This is a genomic window from uncultured Parabacteroides sp., from assembly GCF_902493135.1.
Classification (GTDB): domain Bacteria; phylum Bacteroidota; class Bacteroidia; order Bacteroidales; family Tannerellaceae; genus Parabacteroides.
The window spans coordinates 1-15,558 of sequence record NZ_CABUOD010000063.1; the positions used below are offsets into that span (position 1 = coordinate 1).

The 15,558-nt window shown below is 44.1% G+C and carries 17 protein-coding genes and 1 tRNA gene; 8 read left to right on the forward strand and 10 right to left on the reverse strand.

Features of this window, described 5'->3' with window-relative positions:
* The first annotated feature begins 5 nt into the window (after nucleotides 1–5).
* The 7 genes from RDN79_RS17760 to RDN79_RS17790 all read left to right on the forward strand — a co-directional run bounded on the left by RDN79_RS17760 (nucleotide 6) and on the right by RDN79_RS17790 (nucleotide 8,391).
* Nucleotides 6–77 (forward strand) — tRNA-Glu (locus RDN79_RS17760).
* Between the two features lie 162 nt (nucleotides 78–239).
* A complete protein-coding gene (gene gyrB / locus RDN79_RS17765) occupies nucleotides 240–2,195 on the forward strand; it encodes a DNA topoisomerase (ATP-hydrolyzing) subunit B (RefSeq protein ID WP_298550012.1) in 1,956 nt (651 codons plus the stop codon).
* Nucleotides 2,196–2,290: 95 nt separating this feature from the next.
* Nucleotides 2,291–4,069, forward strand: coding sequence for a gamma-glutamyl-gamma-aminobutyrate hydrolase family protein (locus RDN79_RS17770; protein WP_298550014.1), 1,779 nt, complete (start codon nucleotides 2,291–2,293; stop codon nucleotides 4,067–4,069).
* Between the two features lie 10 nt (nucleotides 4,070–4,079).
* Nucleotides 4,080–5,078 carry a M28 family peptidase gene (locus RDN79_RS17775; protein ID WP_298550016.1) on the forward strand — a complete coding sequence of 333 codons (999 nt, stop codon included), beginning with the start codon at nucleotides 4,080–4,082 and terminating at the stop codon, nucleotides 5,076–5,078.
* Between the two features lie 30 nt (nucleotides 5,079–5,108).
* Nucleotides 5,109–5,537 carry a SufE family protein gene (locus RDN79_RS17780; protein WP_298550018.1) on the forward strand — a complete coding sequence of 143 codons (429 nt, stop codon included), beginning with the start codon at nucleotides 5,109–5,111 and terminating at the stop codon, nucleotides 5,535–5,537.
* Nucleotides 5,538–5,896: 359 nt separating this feature from the next.
* Nucleotides 5,897–7,060 carry a 6-bladed beta-propeller gene (locus tag RDN79_RS17785; RefSeq protein ID WP_298550020.1) on the forward strand — a complete coding sequence of 388 codons (1,164 nt, stop codon included), beginning with the start codon at nucleotides 5,897–5,899 and terminating at the stop codon, nucleotides 7,058–7,060.
* A gap of 161 nt (nucleotides 7,061–7,221) precedes the next feature.
* Nucleotides 7,222–8,391, forward strand: coding sequence for a 6-bladed beta-propeller (locus RDN79_RS17790; protein ID WP_298550022.1), 1,170 nt, complete (start codon nucleotides 7,222–7,224; stop codon nucleotides 8,389–8,391).
* Between the two features lie 13 nt (nucleotides 8,392–8,404).
* Here RDN79_RS17790 and RDN79_RS17795 read toward each other — a convergent pair whose 3' ends face one another.
* The 6 genes from RDN79_RS17795 to RDN79_RS17820 form a co-directional block, all read right to left on the reverse strand.
* Nucleotides 8,405–9,004, reverse strand: coding sequence for a ribonuclease HII (locus tag RDN79_RS17795; protein WP_298550024.1), 600 nt, complete (start codon nucleotides 9,002–9,004; stop codon nucleotides 8,405–8,407).
* A 2-nt stretch (nucleotides 9,005–9,006) separates the two neighbouring features.
* Complete coding sequence (locus RDN79_RS17800) at nucleotides 9,007–9,324, reverse strand: type II toxin-antitoxin system RelE/ParE family toxin (protein WP_298550026.1); 318 nt, start codon at nucleotides 9,322–9,324, stop codon at nucleotides 9,007–9,009.
* Entirely contained in the window at nucleotides 9,324–9,581 is a 258-nt protein-coding gene (locus RDN79_RS17805) for a hypothetical protein (protein WP_298550028.1), read from the reverse strand. Before RDN79_RS17805 ends, RDN79_RS17800 begins: the two co-directional genes overlap by 1 nt.
* A gap of 53 nt (nucleotides 9,582–9,634) precedes the next feature.
* Nucleotides 9,635–10,039 (reverse strand): VanZ family protein, encoded by a 405-nt coding sequence (locus RDN79_RS17810; protein WP_298550045.1) that lies wholly within the window; start codon nucleotides 10,037–10,039, stop codon nucleotides 9,635–9,637.
* A gap of 23 nt (nucleotides 10,040–10,062) precedes the next feature.
* Complete coding sequence (locus tag RDN79_RS17815) at nucleotides 10,063–11,277, reverse strand: aminotransferase class V-fold PLP-dependent enzyme (RefSeq protein WP_298550030.1); 1,215 nt, start codon at nucleotides 11,275–11,277, stop codon at nucleotides 10,063–10,065.
* A gap of 300 nt (nucleotides 11,278–11,577) precedes the next feature.
* A complete protein-coding gene (locus RDN79_RS17820; protein WP_298550032.1) occupies nucleotides 11,578–12,366 on the reverse strand; it encodes a glycoside hydrolase family 16 protein in 789 nt (262 codons plus the stop codon).
* Between the two features lie 417 nt (nucleotides 12,367–12,783).
* On the opposite strand from RDN79_RS17820, the gene RDN79_RS17825 reads away from it, so the two are divergent.
* The gene (locus tag RDN79_RS17825) at nucleotides 12,784–13,035 is read left to right on the forward strand and encodes a GIY-YIG nuclease family protein (RefSeq protein ID WP_221728646.1); all 252 of its coding nucleotides are present in this window, start codon (nucleotides 12,784–12,786) and stop codon (nucleotides 13,033–13,035) included.
* A 137-nt stretch (nucleotides 13,036–13,172) separates the two neighbouring features.
* Here the strand turns inward: RDN79_RS17825 and RDN79_RS17830 are convergent, their stop codons facing one another.
* From RDN79_RS17830 to RDN79_RS17845, 4 genes are all read right to left on the reverse strand, one after another.
* Nucleotides 13,173–13,442 (reverse strand): hypothetical protein, encoded by a 270-nt coding sequence (locus RDN79_RS17830; RefSeq protein WP_005868625.1) that lies wholly within the window; start codon nucleotides 13,440–13,442, stop codon nucleotides 13,173–13,175.
* Entirely contained in the window at nucleotides 13,439–13,687 is a 249-nt protein-coding gene (locus tag RDN79_RS17835) for a hypothetical protein (protein WP_034530617.1), read from the reverse strand. Before RDN79_RS17835 ends, RDN79_RS17830 begins: the two co-directional genes overlap by 4 nt.
* Before the next feature lie 161 nt (nucleotides 13,688–13,848).
* The gene (locus RDN79_RS17840; protein ID WP_298550041.1) at nucleotides 13,849–14,172 is read right to left on the reverse strand and encodes a hypothetical protein; all 324 of its coding nucleotides are present in this window, start codon (nucleotides 14,170–14,172) and stop codon (nucleotides 13,849–13,851) included.
* A gap of 380 nt (nucleotides 14,173–14,552) precedes the next feature.
* On the reverse strand, nucleotides 14,553–15,482 hold the full coding sequence (locus RDN79_RS17845; RefSeq protein WP_122369908.1) for an IS1595 family transposase: 930 nt from the start codon (nucleotides 15,480–15,482) through the stop codon (nucleotides 14,553–14,555).
* Nucleotides 15,483–15,558: the final 76 nt, after the last annotated feature.

Here is a 15,558-nt window from a genome sequence, read left to right on the forward strand (position 1 = left end):
AGGATGGCCCGTTCGTCTATCGGTTAGGACGCAAGATTTTCATTCTTGAAAGGGGGGTTCGATTCCCCCACGGGCTACCTTTTAAAAAGAGACAAAGTCTAACTTTGTCTCTTTTTTTGTTATCCCCCGGCATTTGACTATTTTCACACTATCTATATCATCTAAGTTAATTATTTTCACTATATTTGTTAGCTTTTTTAGACAGACAGATAATTACAGATTTTAAACGATAAAGACTCATGAGTGAAGAAATTAAGAATACTTCTACAGAGTACTCTGCGGATAGTATTCAGGTACTTGAAGGGTTAGAGGCAGTACGTAAAAGACCGTCCATGTATATTGGCGATACCAGCGAGAAAGGTCTCCACCATTTAGTATACGAAGTTGTTGACAACTCTATTGACGAAGCACTGGCCGGGTATTGTACCCAAGTTGACGTAGTGATAAACGAAGATAACTCCATCTCCGTTACGGACGATGGCCGTGGTATCCCGGTAGATATTCATGAGAAAGAAGGCGTGTCAGCACTTGAAGTCGTATTGACCGTTCTCCACGCGGGAGGTAAGTTCGACAAAGGCTCCTACAAGGTTTCGGGAGGTCTGCACGGCGTGGGTGTATCCTGCGTAAACGCACTTTCCACTTACCTGAGAGCGGAGGTACGCCGTGACGGGAAAGTCCACATGCAGGAATTCTCCTGCGGTAAGCCCCTTCATCCCATCGAAGTGATCGGCGAGACAGATGTGACCGGTACCACTATCCTGTTCAAGCCGGACGGAAGCATCTTCTCTGTGACCGAGTATAAATACGAGATCCTGGCTACCCGTTTGCGCGAGTTGGCATTCCTGAATGCCGGCATCACACTTAGCCTGACAGACAAACGCGTCGTGAAGGAAGACGGCAGCTACAAATCCGAGATATTCCGTTCGGAAGAAGGCTTGAAAGAATTTGTCCGCTACATCGACCGTTCCAAAGAGCAACTGATCCCGGACGTGATCCATATCGTTACGGAAAAACAGGGTATTCCGGTCGAAGTCGCCATGACTTACAACACTTCATTCAACGAAAGCGTATTTTCGTATGTAAACGACATCAACACCATAGAAGGAGGTACGCACCTGGCCGGTTTCCGCCGCGGTTTGACCCGTACGCTGAAAAAATATGCCGACGACTCCAAGTTGCTTGAAAAAGCTAAGGTTGAAATCTCCGGCGATGACTTCCGCGAAGGCCTGACAGCGGTCATCTCCATCAAGGTGGCGGAACCGCAGTTCGAAGGTCAGACCAAGACGAAGTTGGGAAACAACGAAGTGACCGGCGCCGTAGACATGGCCATCGGCGAAGCATTAGGCTACTACTTGGAAGAACACCCGAAGGAAGCCAAGATAATCGTCGACAAGGTGATCCTCGCAGCCCAGGCACGCCAGGCAGCCCGTAAAGCCCGCGAACTGGTACAACGCAAATCGCCGATGACAGGTGGCGGACTTCCAGGCAAGCTGGCCGACTGTTCTTCTAAGGATGCCGCACTTTGCGAGTTGTTCCTCGTCGAAGGGGACTCTGCAGGCGGTACGGCCAAGCAGGGACGCGACCGTAACTTCCAGGCGATCCTGCCCCTCCGCGGTAAGATCCTGAACGTCGAAAAGGCGATGGACCACAAGATATTCGAAAGCGAAGAAATCCAGAACATCTTCCGGGCAATGGGGGTTACCATCGGCACCGAAGAAGATCCGAAAGAATTGAATCTGAGTAAACTGCGCTATCACAAGGTGATCATCATGACCGATGCCGATGTGGACGGAAGCCACATTGCCACCCTGATCCTGACCTTCTTCTTCCGCCGTATGCGTGCGCTGATCGAAAACGGATATGTCTATCTGGCCACTCCTCCCCTCTACCTGTGCAAGAAAGGCAAAGTGGAAGAATATTGCTGGACCGACCAGCAACGCCAGGCATTCATCGACAAATACGGCGGCGGTAACGAAAACCAGATTCACACACAGCGATACAAAGGTTTGGGAGAAATGAACGACCACCAATTGTGGGATACGACCATGAACCCGGAAAACCGTACGCTGAAGCAGATCACGATCGACAGTGCCGCCGAAGCAGACCAGATATTCGCCATGCTGATGGGGGAAGATGTCGGTCCGCGCCGCGAGTTCATCGAAGAGAATGCGACATACGCAAATATCGACGCGTAAAGATGTATGATTTATAATTTATGATTTATGCACCGATACTAAATCATAAATTATAAATCATAATTCAGAAATCATACATTATAAATCATAAATACATGAAGCTCCGTCGTCCGAATTTAGAGGCCCTCTACAAGGAAGTAGATCATTATATTCCGAAAAAAGAAAGTCTTCAACCTCCCCGTATAGGAATATCCGCCAATCGGAAAGACGGGCTTTCCTGCATAGCAGAGACATACGTGCAGGCGGTGCTGAAAGCCGGCGGCGCACCGGTCCTGATCCCGGTCATTACGGACATTGAAGCGTTGACGGCAATCGTGAACGGGTTGGACGGACTGGTCATGAGCGGCGGTGGCGATATCAACCCGCTTTACATGCAGGAAGAACCGATCCCCGCCCTGCAGGATGTGGATACCTACCGGGATGAATACGACCTGATATTGCTCCGCTTGGCGACCAACCGCCAGTTGCCGGTGATGGGGATATGCCGCGGCCACCAGATACTGAACGTCGCATTCGGCGGCGGCGTATATCAGGATATCCATACCCAGCACAATCAAAAGTTACTGAAACACAGCCAGGCGCTTCCTCGCGAACAGGTTTCCCATTCCGTCACGCTGGCCGAAGGTCCCTCGAAGCTCCGCACCATGCTGGACGGTGAAAAAGAACTTTTGGTCAACTCCTTCCATCACCAGGCCATCAAAGAGCCGGCTCCGGAATTTGTCGCTACGGCGGTAGCTCCCGACGGGATCAACGAAGCGATGGAACATCCGGAAAAAGAAATATTCAGCGTCCAGTGGCATCCCGAAGCGATGGCCGCCAACAACGACGAACAGATGTTGAAACTTTTCAGGCATCATGTCGAATCGTCCCGTCTGTTCAAAGAGGCCAAACACATCCATCACCGGAACGTGACGCTCGACTCCCATACCGATACTCCGATGATCTTTCCGGGTGAATTCAACATCGGGTTGAAAGAAGGCGGCAAGGTGAACCTCCCTTTCATGGAAGAGGGGCTGATAGATGCGGCGATCATGGTCGCCTACATTCCACAGGGACCGAGAGACGATGCTTCACTGCTGAAAGCGACGGACTTCGCCATGAACCGCCTGCAGGAAATACACCGGCAAATGGAGTTGAACCGTACACGCATGTGTATTGCCTACACGCCGCAGGAAGTCCACGTGCTGAAAGCTGCCGGAAAGAAAGCGATCATGTTAGGCGTGGAAAACGGATATGCGATAGGCAAGGACATCGAGAATATCACCCGTTTCCGGAAAATGGGAGTTTCCTATATCACTCTCTGCCACAACGGGAGCAACGACCTATGCGACTCGGCAAGAGGAGATGCGGAATGGAACGGACTCAGCCCCTTCGGAAAAGAGGTCGTCCGCAAAATGAATGAGACAGGGGTATTGGTCGATATCTCGCATGCCGCCGAAAGTACCTTTTATGACGCACTTGAAACAAGCGCCTACCCGATCATCGCCTCCCATTCTTCCGCCCGCGCCCTCTGCAACCATCCGCGCAACCTGACGGACGAACAACTGAAAGCGCTTGCCGAACAAGGTGGCGTCGCACAGATATGCCTCTACAAAGGATTCATCAACGAAGATGCCGAAAAAGCGTCTCTGAGCGATGCGATCCGCCATATCGACCATATCGTGGACCTGATCGGGATCAACCATGTCGGGATCGGCTCCGACTTCGACGGTGACGGCGAACTGATCGGTTGCCGGGCAAGCAACGAACTGATAAACATCACCATGCGTCTTTTAAAAGAAGGATATACAGAAAACGATATTGCTAAAATATGGGGAGGCAACCTGCTGCGCGTGATGAACAAAGCGCAATCCGCCCCCGATAACTCCTTATAAACGACAAGATATGACTAAACTGATTTTATTATTATTCTCCATGGCCCTGTTTTCATGCGGTCAGAAAGGAGCCGGCGAGACAACGGCTCCCGTCACGGAAGTGAAGAAAGCTCCGGCAACAACCGCCCCGTCGTTTGATGCGGACAGCGCCTATGCTTATGTCGAGAAACAGGTGTCATTCGGTTACCGTGTCCCGAACACGCCGGGTCACAAAGCTTGTGGCGATTACCTGGCATCCGAGCTGAAACGTTTCGGGGCACAAGTCTACGAACAGGAAGCTACGCTCACGGCATACGACGGGACTCCGTTGGAATCGCGCAACATCATCGGTTCCTTCAATCCCGACAAAGACAAACGTATCCTGCTTTTCGCCCACTGGGACACGCGTCCTTATTCGGACCACGATCCCGACCCGGCCAACCATAAGAAACCGTTGGATGGCGCCGATGACGGGGCAAGCGGCGTAGGCACCCTGTTGGAGATCGCCCGCCAGATAGGAATGAAAGCTCCGAACGTAGGGGTGGACATCATCTTCTTCGATGCCGAAGACTACGGGACACCCGAATTTGCCAAAGACAGGTACAACGACACGAGCGACACCTGGTGCCTCGGCAGCCGCTTCTGGGGTAAGAACCCGCACAAACTGGGCTACAAAGCCAAATTCGGTATCCTGCTCGACATGGTCGGAGCCAAGGATGCGGTCTTTTATAAAGAATATATCTCCATGAAATATGCCGCCCGCTATGTAGACGAAGTGTGGGAAGCGGCCCGTAACTTAGGATACGGCAAATATTTCATCAACGCGAACGGCGGAGGCGTGACGGACGACCATGAAGCGGTCATTGAAGAAACCGGCATTCCTTGTCTGGACATCATCAACTATGATCCGAACTCGGACAAAGGTTTCCGCGACCATTGGCATACACAAAACGACAACATGGGAAATATAGACAAAAACGTGCTGAAAGCCGTAGGGCAGACAGTACTGGAAGTCGTATATACGAACTGACAATGGATAACTCAAAAAAATCATAAGAAGATGAGCATTAATGAACTTCAAGACAACGTCATCGAAGAGTTTGCAGATTTCGACGACTGGATGGACAAGTATGCGTTACTGATAGACTTGGGTAACTCGCTTCCCCCTTTGGATGAAAAGTACAAAACAGAAAGCAACCTGATCGAAGGTTGCCAAAGCCGTGTCTGGTTGCAGGCGGATTATGCGGATGGCAAGATCGTGTTCAAAGGCGAGAGTGACGCAGTAATCGTAAAGGGCATCGTCTCTTTGCTGATCAGCATACTCTCCGGTCATACCCCGCAGGAGATACTTGATGCCGAACTTTACTTCATTGAAAAGATCGGCCTGAAGGAACACCTCAGCCCTACCCGCTCGAACGGCCTGGTGGCTATGGTCAAGCAGATGCGCATGTATGCACTGGCATTCCGCACCAAGGAACAGCAAGGGTAACCTTCAAAGCATATTAAAAAAGGATGCCTACCGCTCTCCCAAAAGGTAGGCACTTCTTCCGAAAAAGGTCAGCACCTTTTTACCGACAGCCTATAACCTTTTTATCAATAGGGTATAGGCTATATTTTTCACTATTCCCCAAAAAGCGAACAAGGGTTCACATACTTATAAGGTCCTGTATAACAGCCAAATCCTGTGAGCCCTATGAATCCTAAATTAGAAAAACAACCACTGGTCGATAAAAGTAATCTTCTTATCATTAATAACGTTTAACTTGAAAAAGCCTTCTACGCTTACTATTTTTCAGTACATTTGCGAATATATAGTAATAGACTGAAATTCAAAATAATGACAATATCATGAAAAATACAAATACAATTTTAGCCATCCTCTTGCTTGCCATATCCGCTTGCGGGGAAGGAAACAAACAGGCAACCGAAATCATCACGGTAGACGTTAGTACCAATTATCCCGAAAAAGAATGGGTCCTTCAAGATATAATGGATGTGGAATATGTCCCTCTCGAAACGACCGACGAGTTCATCACCAAAGGCATTGTAAAAGCCATCGGCAAAGATGTCCTGTTAGTCACCAACCAAAGCAGCGACGGGGACATTTTCGTCTTTGACAGGAAGAACGGTAAAGGATTGAGAAAAATCAACCGCATGGGACAGGGCGCAGAAGAATACTCTTATGTCTCCGCCATCGCCCTGGATGAAGAGAAACAAGAAATGTTTGTCTCAGACTATGGAACCCGGAAGATAGTGGTTTACGACTTGTCCGGGAACTTCAAAAGAAGTTTCAAGAATGCCGATGCCTCCTACTACAACGATCTATTCAATTATGACCGGAATCATTTGATCACATACAAAAGCTATTCGACACCGGAAGAGAACGAGCAGGCATGTCACATACTGATCTCCAAGCAAGACGGCAGCATCGCCCGCGAAATCCGAATCCCTTATAAAGAGATGGAAACGCCGGTCGTGACGAAAGATGAATTCATGGTGGTGCCGGAGTTCCACCAGACATACCCGACGCATACGGACTGGATGCTTGTCAACACCTCATCCGACACCCTCTACAGTTACTCACCGGACGGCAGCATAAGCCCCCTGATCACACGCACCCCTTCCATACATGCGATGGAAACTAAAATATTCCTTTTCCCTACCGTCATGACCGACCGCTATTATTTTATGCGGGCCATGAAGAAAGAAGTGAGTTTTAAAACGTTCAAAGGATTCCCAAGTACGGATTTAGTCTACGACAAGCAGGATAAAACGCTATCCGAATATACCCTCTACAATGCCGACTACTCGAACAAGCAACAGGTCACATTAGGATTAAGTTTCAATGGTATTGTCAATCACGAGATCGCAACCTGCCAATCTTTAGAAGCCGCAGGCCTGATCGAAGCCAACGAAAAAGGGCAGCTTCAAGGCAAATTGAAAGAAATCGCCTCCGGACTGAATGAAGAATCGAATGCCGTAATCATGTTGGTAAAATACAGGGGAAAGTAACTTCCGGTTTCCAATCTTTCGCCCATTAACAACGTTTAACCAGAGAAGCACCGCTATTCTACTTAATTTAAATAGATTTGCGTACAGATAGTAGATTATTATTCAATAAAATAAAACAGTCATCCTATCTAAAGTCTTATAAACATCTTAAATCTACAAATATGAAAAACGTACATGCGATGTTAATGATGCTCCTGCTCGTGATGGCAGGATGCGGAGATGGCAAACCTCCGGCAGAAGATATGATCACAGTTGATGTGACAAAGAGTTATCCAACAAAAGAATTAATTCTGCAAGACTTTATGGATGTCGAATACATTCCGTTGGAAACGAGTAGTGAATTTATTACAATGGGATGGTTGCATGCTGTCGGTAAGAAGGTCATTATTGTCCGAAACAGGAACCGCAATACGGATGGAGATATCTTTATCTTTGACAGAAACGGGAAAAGCGTGAAAAAGATCAATCGCTTAGGTCAAGGTGACGAAGAATATCAATTCCTTTTGGGAATCACTTTAGATGAAGACAACAATGAAATTTTCGTCAATGACCATTGGAGAAGAAAGATCATGGTGTATGACCTGTCCGGAAATTTCAAACGAAGCTTCAACCATCAACAAGGGTGGTATGGAATGGATATATACAATTTTGACCGGGATAATCTTATTTGCCGTATTAACGGCATCGATGACAAGGAAAACGTAAGTCCATTTTTAGTCATATCCAAACAGGATGGAAGCATAACGAAAGAAATTTCGTTACCATACGAAAAAAAAGTATCGTCATTAGTCTTTTTGAAAGGCGGTAATCTTGTGATGCCGATCCGTAACCGCACATTGGTTCCTCATAGCAGTAATGCCTGGATACTTATGGATGATTCTTCCGACAAGATATATGAACTCCGGACAGATTTCAGCTTGGTTCCCCTTATTGCCAGAACTCCTCCCATAAGTTCGATGAAGCCTGGGATATTCCTGTATCCGGCAGTCATAACAGACCGTTATTACTTCATGCAAACCGTAAAAGCGGAATGGGATTGGGGAACCAACACCGGACATGAACGGACTGACCTGATGTACGACAAACAAGAAAAGGCCCTATTCGAATATGTAGTAAACAATGCCGACTTCCCCACCGAACAACCTGTCAGCATGATGGTATCGGAAGTCACATTCGGAGACGATGAAATCGCACTTGTGCAGAAATTAGAGGCATACGAACTTGTAGAAGCATACCAAAAAGGAAAACTGAAAGGCAAATTGAAAGAAATCGCTGCCGGATTGGAAGAAGATTCGAATCCGGTGCTTATGTTGATAAAATACAAGAAATAATATTTCGCCCTGTTCAGAACTGCAATTCCAATTGCTCCGGCAATAAAGTAAATGTTTTGCGATGATAGGGGGTTATCCCGCATTCCCGGATGGCCATGCGATGGGCTTTTGTGGGATAGCCTTTGTTTTCCTTCCAATGATAGGCGGGGTATTCCAGATCGAGGCTGTTCATATAATCGTCACGATAGGTTTTCGCCAGGATGGAAGCAGCGGCAATACTCAGATATTTGCCATCCCCTTTTACGACGGTCGTATGTTTGATATCGGGATAAGGAGTGAAACGGTTGCCGTCGATCAGCAGATGATCCGGTTTTACCTTTAGCTGCTCGATAGCCCGGTGCATGGCAAGGAAAGAGGCTTTCAGGATATTGATCTTGTCGATTTCTTCAGCAGTGACAATACCGATAGCCCAGGCAATCGCCTCCCGCTCGATAATCGGACGGAGCGCATACCGTTTCTTTTCGCTCAATTGCTTACTGTCATTCAAATCTTCATTATGAAAATCCGGCGGGAGGATGACTGCGGCGGCATAGACCGAACCCGCCAAACACCCACGGCCGGCCTCATCACAACCGGCCTCTATACGATTTGTTTCTAAGTAGGGTAGTAACATTGTCAATCAACTTCTTTTATCAAATCCATCAAATGATAAGGATCTTGTCTACAGTCCCATAACAGATGGATAAATATATAATTTTCTTCGACCGTATAAAGTATCTTATTATGCTTAATAACAAGGTAACGGTAAACTAAAGGCTCTTCTTCCAAAAGCAACTCCACAGCTCCCATATTAGGAAATAATTTCAAAAGGAATACTTTTTTCTCAATCTCATTTTTAACGCGAAAAGCAATTCGTTTACCAAAAGTCACTTTTAAATAATAGACCAAGTCAGCCACTTGCTGCTTGAAAAGCCTGCTCGATCGAATTTCCATTAACGAAAAGATTGAAAAAAATCACGCATTTCCTGTTCGGAAACGTAAATTCCATTTTCCTTATCCCGGTTTGTCTCCTTCAACATCTCTTTTACCTCTTCCAAAGTGAAACAATTCGGACGCTTCTGTTCCTGCTTTTCTATCTTAATTAATTTACGGGCAAGAGCTTCCATATAAGATATAGCTTCCTCGCTGTTGAAAGTTTGCAAAATATCCAACACCCGGTTTTTACGTTCTTGTAATTCTAATGCAGTCATAAGACATCTGAATTTTGATACAATACAAAAATAACACTCTTACGGCACATAAACTAACGAAATCCAGCCTTTCTTTTCATCATCCGGGGACGAAGGATGAAGTAAGAGAAAAGTGTCGCAAGGATGACGCCGCAAATATTCGCGAGGAAATCGAACCAGTCGCCACCACGATATGTCGTACAGTATTCCTGCAAAAGTTCGATTGCCCCGCTCATCAAGATCGGGCATAAGACGGCTCCGATCCAGGCATGCCACAACACATCGTCGTATTTGCAATGGTTGCGCAGAAACTCGATCCACAGCATACCGGACAGGCCGGCGTACATGCAGACATGAGCCACCTTGTCTATGCCCACGATCTTGCCCACCTCCAAAGAAGGCGGTTTAAAGAAAGAGAGATAGATCACCACTGCGATAATCGCCAGCGAGACCGGATATTTCTTCAGGTAATACAACATCACAATTACTCCATCAAATATATTCAGAACATCTTCCGCACCCGTTCGATACCAGCCGCAAAAGTGTCTATTTCTTCTTTTGTATTGTAGAACGAGAAAGAGGCCCGAACCGTTCCCTCGATTCCCAAATCCTGCATCAACGGTTGGGCGCAATGATGTCCGGTGCGGACAGCAATTCCCAAACGGTCCAGCAACATCCCCATATCATAATGATGGATATTGCCCACCAGGAAAGAGAGTACCGCCCCTTTATGCGCCGCCTGCCCGAAAATACGCATGCCGTCGATCGCATTCAGCTTATCGGTCGCGTAACGAAGCAACCCGTCTTCATAGGCCGCGATATTATCCATCCCCAAACGGTCCACATAACGCAAGGCTTCCGCCAAAGCCGTACTACCTATATAATCAGGCGTTCCGGCCTCGAACTTGAAAGGCAGTTCGTTGAAAGTCGTCTTTTCGAAGGAAACGGAAGCAATCATCTCCCCTCCCCCCTGATATGGAGGCAGCCTGTCCAGCCATTCTTCCTTGCCATACAGAACGCCGATACCGGTAGGGCCGTACACCTTATGACCGGAGAACACATAGAACTCGGCATCCAGATCCTGTACATCCACTTTCAGATGGGGAACGGCCTGCGCTCCGTCGATCAGTACCGGGACCTCATGATTATGGGCTTCCTCGACGATCTCCTTTACCGGATTGATCGTACCGAGCACATTCGACACGTGTGTAACCGAGACAAGTTTCGTCCGTTCAGAAAAAAGGTTGCGGAACGTGTCCATACACAATTCGCCCTTTTCATTCATCGGGATCACCTTTAGCGTGATCCCTTTGCGGGCAGCCTGTATCTGCCAGGGAACGATATTGGAATGATGTTCCATCACCGAAACGATCACCTCGTCGCCGGCCGACATACATTCGTCGGTAAAACTGGAAGCGATCAGGTTGATCGCCTCTGTCGTCCCACGCGTGAAAATAATCTCGTTGGAAGAGCGGGCGTTCAGGAATTGTTGCACGGTCTTGCGTGCTTCTTCATGGGCTTCCGTCGCCGCCTGGCTCAGGAAATGAACGCCACGGTGAATATTGGCATTCACATTATAGTAACCGCTCTCGATCTTTTCCACCACACAGCGCGGCTTCTGGGTTGTCGCCCCGTTGTCGAAGTAAATAAGCGGCTTATCGTATATCTTATGATCCAGAATCGGGAAATCCTTCCGGATAGACTGTGCATCTAACATGACTGTAACTATTTAACTTAATAACAAGCGTCAAAGATAGTATGTTTAATAGTAAAATATGCTATTCGCACAGATTATAAGCTAAAAGTTTTGTTTGTACTAATCAAATTTATACTTTTGTTTCAATTGATAATAATCATAAAGAATGAAGACAAGAACTGAATATATTGAATTGATAAGATCTTGCAGCCAGAAATTGATTCAGGATTTCGGTGTTCGTTCTTTAAGAATATTTGGGTCTGTTGCCAGAAACCAACAGCATAAGGAAACTTCATTCGGAATGGCCATGCTTGATGCCTTTCATTTCTTCTTCTGATAGAAACGCACCCAGTCGATCTCCATCTCGACAGGCAGATCAGAGGGATCAACTTCTCCTACCCAGCTTCCGCCCAGCTGCATATCGAGCAGCAGATAGAACTTTTTGTCTGTGAACGGGAACTGTCCTTCTTTGTCCGTTTCAATACGCGGATAGGCGAATGTACGGGTATTGTTGATAAAGAAAACAAGGCTGTCCCGATACATTTCGACACTATAGGTATTATAATCGTCACGATCGATCAGCCCGATGCTACCCTGTTTCGGATTATCTTTGACCCCCAAGACGTGGGTATAGGCGGAATGAACGGTCTGGTAGGCGATCGTATCATTATTCAAGCGTTCCATAATATCGATTTCCCCTCCATCCGGCCAACCTTCATTTTCAGGCAACAGCCAGAAAGCAGGCCATGCTCCGGCAGCACCGTACAGCTTGGCACGGATATCCAGGCGCCCGTCGGAAAAGCCGACCTTGCCCTTCGAATAGACGCCCCCCGTAATAAACGGAGCGGTGTCGGCCGGCAAACTGTAATTGACTAATCCCCGCAAAACCAAATTGCCATCGCGCATGGCATAACAGGAATCGAAGTCCGACATATAATTATTCCAGTCCGACCTTCCACGCGGTATCTTACTCCACGAAGCCTCATCGAAATGATCCTCCTGGTCGAAGTTCTCCTCCCAAACCAATTTCCATTCCTTCTGTTGCGGCCGGCAACCTGCCATGATCGACAGAACGACCGACATACCTAATACGAATAATCCTTGCTTCATTATTAACCTATTTTCGTTTTTTACACAAAGAACTTCTTTTCAACGCAAAGGTACAGAGAATCCAGTTCATTCTAAACCCCTAACTCCGTACCTCCGCATTTTAAACTAGGTAACTATATACAATCTTACAGTATAACCCTTGTAAAGAGGTGTAAAGACTTGTTAAGCCATATTGGCAGAATATTTCCTTATAAGAATGTATTCTTGTCAGTTTCTCTGACGCAGCAACTTACAAATCATGAATTATAAACTTTGGCATACGATTCGCATTATATTGGCTAGTGTCATAGGCACCCGCTTGCTGATAAATCTAATACGGTTATGCGGCAGTTTACACTTATCTTTCTGGGATTAAGATAGCGGAGCTTCATCCTCCGTATAAAAGGGGAATTAACATGTTAAATTTTTTGTTTTTTCATGAGTAAGAGAAATACATATAAGTACGAACTTACTAAAGGGAATAAAGTAGTGTACGTTGGTATTACCAATAATCCCGAAAGAAGAGAAGCAGAACACCGTCAAAATAAAAATTTCGACAAAATGAAAATAGTCGGAAATGTTTCTACTTTAGACGGTGCTTCTCAATGGGAGACAAATAGGATACAAACCTATATGAACAACCACAAGGGACAAACACCACTTTACAACCAAAACGAACATGGTAAGTAGTAATGTGATGCTTTTTACTCAAATCGTGTAGCAGCACGATTTTGAGGTCTAATCAAAGTCACTGTTAGTTTGGCACTCTAACAGCGATTTTTATAACGGTAGAAGTAATATTTTATTATATATCATTTTTAGATAGATCATATATTTTCTTTCATCCATTCAAGTAAATTTTCATCAATATCATATGTTGCCCAAGCAGAATCTGTTATATTAATAACAACGACTTGCCCTTTTCCTTCAATAGCTTCCACTAATTCATCTCTAACCTTTTTTGAAGAATGAGATGTATTGATTATCCAAGCGCGAGCAAACAATTTTGCCCAATTAGGATATTTTTTCAATCTTTTGCTCAACTTTGTATAGTCAGTAGAGTCTTTTAATGTATATGTAACAAAATATGTACTCATTCTTTTGATGCTTTAAAGTAATATCCAACTATAAAACCAAGAGGACCTGACAATACTCCTGACACGGTGACAAGCATGTCTTTGTATTCATCAACCTTGAAACATTTTAAGAATCCAATTACAAATACTATAGCTATTACTATAAAAAATGCACAAACATATATCATAGCAATTCGACTTCGTGTATTCTCTTTTGGGTCTGAACTTCCTTTTGAGCTTATTTCCGGTTTATCTGTTTCTGCCATATAGTTACGTTTATGTCCGCAAATATATAGAGAAATCGTAAAACCTCAACTCGTTTTATTGAAACAATGTGTATATAAATACTGTTTAAATTGAAAATTTAAATTCTTATATATATTGTAAAGGGAGTATAAATCTAATACCTCTTTGATAAAGCATCATATTATTTTCTATACAAATCATTGATAGTCATTGTTCTATTTTCAGAAGTGGAAATATGTGTTTTAGATGGTATTTGCTGTCCTTTATATTCTCGTTGCTCTGTTTTATATTCTTGTCGACCTTCTACTCTATTAGAATTTTTGTATTCATCTTGATTGCTTTTTCTGCAATACATGTTTCTCCACTCTTCCTCTTGAATGATTCTCTCCTTACGTTTTTCATCTGTCTCTCCTATACAAGCAATCATCAAAATTGCTAAGAAAGGACTGGTGAATATTGCTAATACAAACCAAAGTATAATATTTCTACCTCTTTTGGCTGCCATTTGAACAGGGATTATGCAAAGTAGAAGGTAGATAACTACTATCAATGCGAGAAAGAATGCTAAAAAATTGAAGATAAATTCCATAAGGCGATTTTAACGATGTTCTCTTAGGCAGTCAATAAGAGATATTTTAATAAAGAAAGTGGGCTGCCCCTGTGCATACTCGTTAAGTATCGCCAAACACTTGTATATACGCACAGATGGGCAACCCACTTGATATAGGTTGTCCTCTGTGCCTTGTATATACCTTCTTGAGATTGGCGATTTCAACGAGTATAAGGCACTTTCTCTTGTTATCAAAAAACTTTGTCTCGAAAGACAGGACAAAGATATTAAGAATATTGATATGTACTTATACAACTTTCTCATTTTCTTTCAGCCTATGCAACAGCAATAATATTTTGATAAGTCAATTTCTTTTCAGCATTGCAGAGAAATAGCTTAAATCTACTTCCTTCACTAATTTGTCTTGTGTTATACCTAAAGGCGAACTCATTTGCATATAATTGTAAATGCTTCTTACTCATGTGATGATAGATACCAATGATTCCTCTTTTAAGTATAGACCAAAATCCTTCTATTGTATTGGTGTAAATATCTCCATCGACAAATTGCTTTTTACTGTGATCTACTGAAAAGCGAGTATAAATTTCAGCAATATCATTATATCCTTGCCATTCATCAGTATATAAGATAGATGAAAATTCAACGAACTTTAAAATATTGGGAGTAATTTCATATTGAGAAGTATTTTCTACTACTCGACAAATAACATCACCTTTTCTCTGTAACATTCCAAATATTGGAGTTTTATCTTTAAAGCTTCTTCCTTGAGAATTTTTCACTTTTTTATTCTTATGCCTATTCTTATTTTTGCCACCGACAAAAGTCTCATCGCACTCTACCTCTCCATCAAGTTTACCTTTATTTTTACAAATAAGACAAGTTCTTATCTTCTGCAATATATACCATGCAGTTTTTTGAGTTATTTTCAAATCTCGTGATAATTGCAATGACGATATACCTTTTTTATGAGACAGAACCAACCAAATAGCCATAAACCACTTTCTTAAAGGTAATTTAGTGCTATGAAATATAGTTCCTACTTTTACATTGAATATCTTTTGAGTATTTTTACACATATATCTGTGATTACCTAAATGATAAACTTTTGATTTTTTATCAAATGGAGATTTTACTTTATTGGGCCACCTTAAATGCTCCAAATAAATAATGCAAGATTCTTCATCAGGAAATGCATCAAGTAATTCTATTAAAGAATCAAATTTAGCAATCTTTGCAAGCTTCATATTTATATTGTTTTATTATTAATATTACAATTAATATTTTATTATAAATAATTGATTATTAATTATTTATATCTCA

What these genes read in the sequence shown, in the direction of transcription:
- gyrB (WP_298550012.1), top strand. Translation starts at nt 240, where the DNA reads ATGAGTGAAGAAATTAAGAATACTTCTACAGAGTACTCTGCGGATAGT.
- RDN79_RS17770 (WP_298550014.1), top strand. Translation starts at nt 2,291, where the DNA reads ATGAAGCTCCGTCGTCCGAATTTAGAGGCCCTCTACAAGGAAGTAGAT.
- RDN79_RS17775 (WP_298550016.1), top strand. Translation starts at nt 4,080, where the DNA reads ATGACTAAACTGATTTTATTATTATTCTCCATGGCCCTGTTTTCATGC.
- RDN79_RS17780 (WP_298550018.1), top strand. Translation starts at nt 5,109, where the DNA reads ATGAGCATTAATGAACTTCAAGACAACGTCATCGAAGAGTTTGCAGAT.
- RDN79_RS17785 (WP_298550020.1), top strand. Translation starts at nt 5,897, where the DNA reads ATGAAAAATACAAATACAATTTTAGCCATCCTCTTGCTTGCCATATCC.
- RDN79_RS17790 (WP_298550022.1), top strand. Translation starts at nt 7,222, where the DNA reads ATGAAAAACGTACATGCGATGTTAATGATGCTCCTGCTCGTGATGGCA.
- RDN79_RS17795 (WP_298550024.1), bottom strand. Translation starts at nt 9,004, where the DNA reads ATGTTACTACCCTACTTAGAAACAAATCGTATAGAGGCCGGTTGTGAT.
- RDN79_RS17800 (WP_298550026.1), bottom strand. Translation starts at nt 9,324, where the DNA reads ATGGAAATTCGATCGAGCAGGCTTTTCAAGCAGCAAGTGGCTGACTTG.
- RDN79_RS17805 (WP_298550028.1), bottom strand. Translation starts at nt 9,581, where the DNA reads ATGACTGCATTAGAATTACAAGAACGTAAAAACCGGGTGTTGGATATT.
- RDN79_RS17810 (WP_298550045.1), bottom strand. Translation starts at nt 10,039, where the DNA reads ATGTTGTATTACCTGAAGAAATATCCGGTCTCGCTGGCGATTATCGCA.
- RDN79_RS17815 (WP_298550030.1), bottom strand. Translation starts at nt 11,277, where the DNA reads ATGTTAGATGCACAGTCTATCCGGAAGGATTTCCCGATTCTGGATCAT.
- RDN79_RS17820 (WP_298550032.1), bottom strand. Translation starts at nt 12,366, where the DNA reads ATGAAGCAAGGATTATTCGTATTAGGTATGTCGGTCGTTCTGTCGATC.
- RDN79_RS17825 (WP_221728646.1), top strand. Translation starts at nt 12,784, where the DNA reads ATGAGTAAGAGAAATACATATAAGTACGAACTTACTAAAGGGAATAAA.
- RDN79_RS17830 (WP_005868625.1), bottom strand. Translation starts at nt 13,442, where the DNA reads ATGAGTACATATTTTGTTACATATACATTAAAAGACTCTACTGACTAT.
- RDN79_RS17835 (WP_034530617.1), bottom strand. Translation starts at nt 13,687, where the DNA reads ATGGCAGAAACAGATAAACCGGAAATAAGCTCAAAAGGAAGTTCAGAC.
- RDN79_RS17840 (WP_298550041.1), bottom strand. Translation starts at nt 14,172, where the DNA reads ATGGCAGCCAAAAGAGGTAGAAATATTATACTTTGGTTTGTATTAGCA.
- RDN79_RS17845 (WP_122369908.1), bottom strand. Translation starts at nt 15,482, where the DNA reads ATGAAGCTTGCAAAGATTGCTAAATTTGATTCTTTAATAGAATTACTT.